This window comes from Streptomyces boncukensis, from assembly GCF_011045075.1.
Classification (GTDB): Bacteria; Actinomycetota; Actinomycetes; order Streptomycetales; family Streptomycetaceae; genus Streptomyces; species Streptomyces boncukensis.
Window position 1 is genome coordinate 1 of the sequence record NZ_JAAKZZ010000796.1, and the last position, 2296, is coordinate 2296.

A 2296-nucleotide genomic window follows, 5' to 3' on the forward strand; every position below is an offset into this window, starting at 1 on the left:
CTCCCCGCTGGCCCCCACCGGTGTCGCACCCGACCGCCGCCCCGCCCGGCAGGACGAGGTCCTCACCGACGCCGCCCTCGACTTCCTGGCCGCCCTGCACCACCGGTTCACTCCGCGCCGCGACGAGCTGCTCGCCCGCCGTACCGCCCGCCGCGCCGAGATCGCCCGCACCGCCGCGCTGGACTTCCTGCCGGAGACCGCGCACATCCGCGACGGGGACTGGCGGGTGGCCGAGTGCCCGCCCGCGCTCCAGGACCGCCGTGTCGAGATCACCGGCCCCACCGACCGCAAGATGGCGGTCAACGCGCTCAACTCCGGCGCGAAGGTGTGGCTCGCGGACTTCGAGGACGCCTCCGCGCCCACCTGGCAGAACGTCATCGAGGGCCAGCTGAACCTCACCGACGCCTATGAACGCCGCCTCGACTTCACGGACGCGAACTCCGGTAAGGAGTACGCGCTGCGGCCCGCCGAGGAGCTGGCCACGGTCGTGGCCCGCCCGCGCGGCTGGCACCTGGACGAGCGGCACCTGCGCGACGCCGGCGGGACGGCGGTGCCGGGCGCGCTGGTCGACTTCGGGCTCTACTTCTTCCGCAACGCGCGGCGCCTTCTCGACCTGGGCAAGGGCCCGTACTTCTACCTCCCCAAGACGGAGTCGCACCAGGAGGCGCGGCTCTGGAACGACGTGTTCGTCTTCGCGCAGGACTGGTGCGGCATCCCGCAGGGCACCATCCGCGCCACGGTCCTCATCGAGACGATCACCGCCGCGTATGAGATGGAGGAGATCCTCTACGAACTGCGCGACCACGCCTCCGGACTCAACGCGGGGCGCTGGGACTACCTCTTCTCGATCGTGAAGAACTTCCGGGACGCCGGTGAGCGCTTCGTCCTGCCCGACAGGAACGCGGTCACCATGACGGCGCCGTTCATGCGCGCGTACACCGAGCTGCTGGTGCGCACGTGCCACAAGCGCGGCGCGCACGCGATCGGCGGCATGGCGGCGTTCATCCCCAACCGGCGCGACCCCGAGGCCAACGCGGCAGCGCTGGAGAAGGTGCGCGCCGACAAGGACCGCGAGGCGCACGACGGCTACGACGGCTCCTGGGTGGCGCACCCGGACCTGGTGCCGGTCGCCCGCGCCGCGTTCGACGCGGTGCTCGGCGACCGGCCGCACCAGAAGGACCGGCTGCGCGAGGACGTCGACGTCAGGGCCGGGGACCTGATCGCCGTCGACTCGCTCGAAGCCCGCCCCACGTTCGAGGGCCTGCGCAACGCGGTCCAGGTCGGCATCCGCTACATCGAGGCGTGGCTGCGCGGCTCCGGCGCCGTCGCCATCTTCAACCTGATGGAGGACGCGGCGACGGCGGAGATCTCCCGCTCTCAGCTGTGGCAGTGGATCGACGCGGGCGTCGTCCTGGACACCGGCGAGAAGGCCACGGCCGAGCTCGCCCGCCGGGTGGCGGCGGACGAGCTCGATGCGCTCCGCGCGGAGCTGGGCGACGCGGCGTTCACCGCCGGGCGCTGGCAGCAGGCCCACGACCTGCTGCTCCAGGTCGCGCTCAGCGAGGAGTACGTCGACTTCCTCACCCTCCCGGCGTACGAGCGGCTGGAGGGCTGAGGGCGTCAAGGACCGTCAAAGACCGTCACAGGATGTCGGCCAGGCGGTCCACCTGGTCCGGGTCGGAGCCGTAGCAGTACAGCATCACCTCGTCGGCGCCGAGGTCGGCGAAGCCGGTGAGCGCCTCGCGGACCGCGCCGGGCGTGGTGAGCATGCCGGCCGCCATACGGTCGGCCATGCCGGTGAAGGTGTAGTACGCGTGCATGGCCGACCGGGCCTCGTCCACCAGCCCCTGCGGGCCGAGCGCGACGTTGACCTGGGCGACGGGCGGGAAGCCGCCGAAGAGCGGTCGGGGGTGGTCGGTGCCGGCGGCGCGGTGGTCGTCCTCCCGGCCGCCGACCCCCAGCCCGAGGACCAGCCGTCCGCCGGTCATCCGGTCCAGGGTGGCGGCCTGCCTGGCGAGCAGCGCGGTCTCCCGGAGCGGGTTCGGGGTTGTCGTAGACGAGCCGGTCGAGCAGGCCGAGGAGGCGGGACGCTCCCGCCCTGCGGCGTCCTTCCGGGGAGCATCTCATCGGAGTGCGCGCAGGCTACGGGACGCGGCGTGCGCAGGGGAACCTGCACGGAGGTGAGCAGATCGCGGTTACCGGCGGGTTAATTCCTCAGGTGTCGGCTATTGACGCCGATTCTCACAGCTCAGTAACTTAACCGCCAGTAACTTCCGGGCGCCCACCCCACCCTCAC

General features: G+C 72.1%; 1 protein-coding gene and 1 pseudogene. One reads left to right on the plus strand and one right to left on the minus strand.

From position 1 onward, the window contains the following. Window positions 1-7 precede the first annotated feature (7 nt). The gene (gene aceB / locus G5C65_RS35710) at window positions 8-1615 is read left to right on the plus strand and encodes a malate synthase A (RefSeq protein ID WP_165303209.1); all 1608 of its coding nucleotides are present in this window, start codon (window positions 8-10) and stop codon (window positions 1613-1615) included. A gap of 25 nt (window positions 1616-1640) precedes the next feature. Here the strand turns inward: aceB and G5C65_RS35715 are convergent. Then, a pseudogene (locus tag G5C65_RS35715) lies at window positions 1641-2127 on the minus strand (LLM class flavin-dependent oxidoreductase). Window positions 2128-2296: the final 169 nt, after the last annotated feature.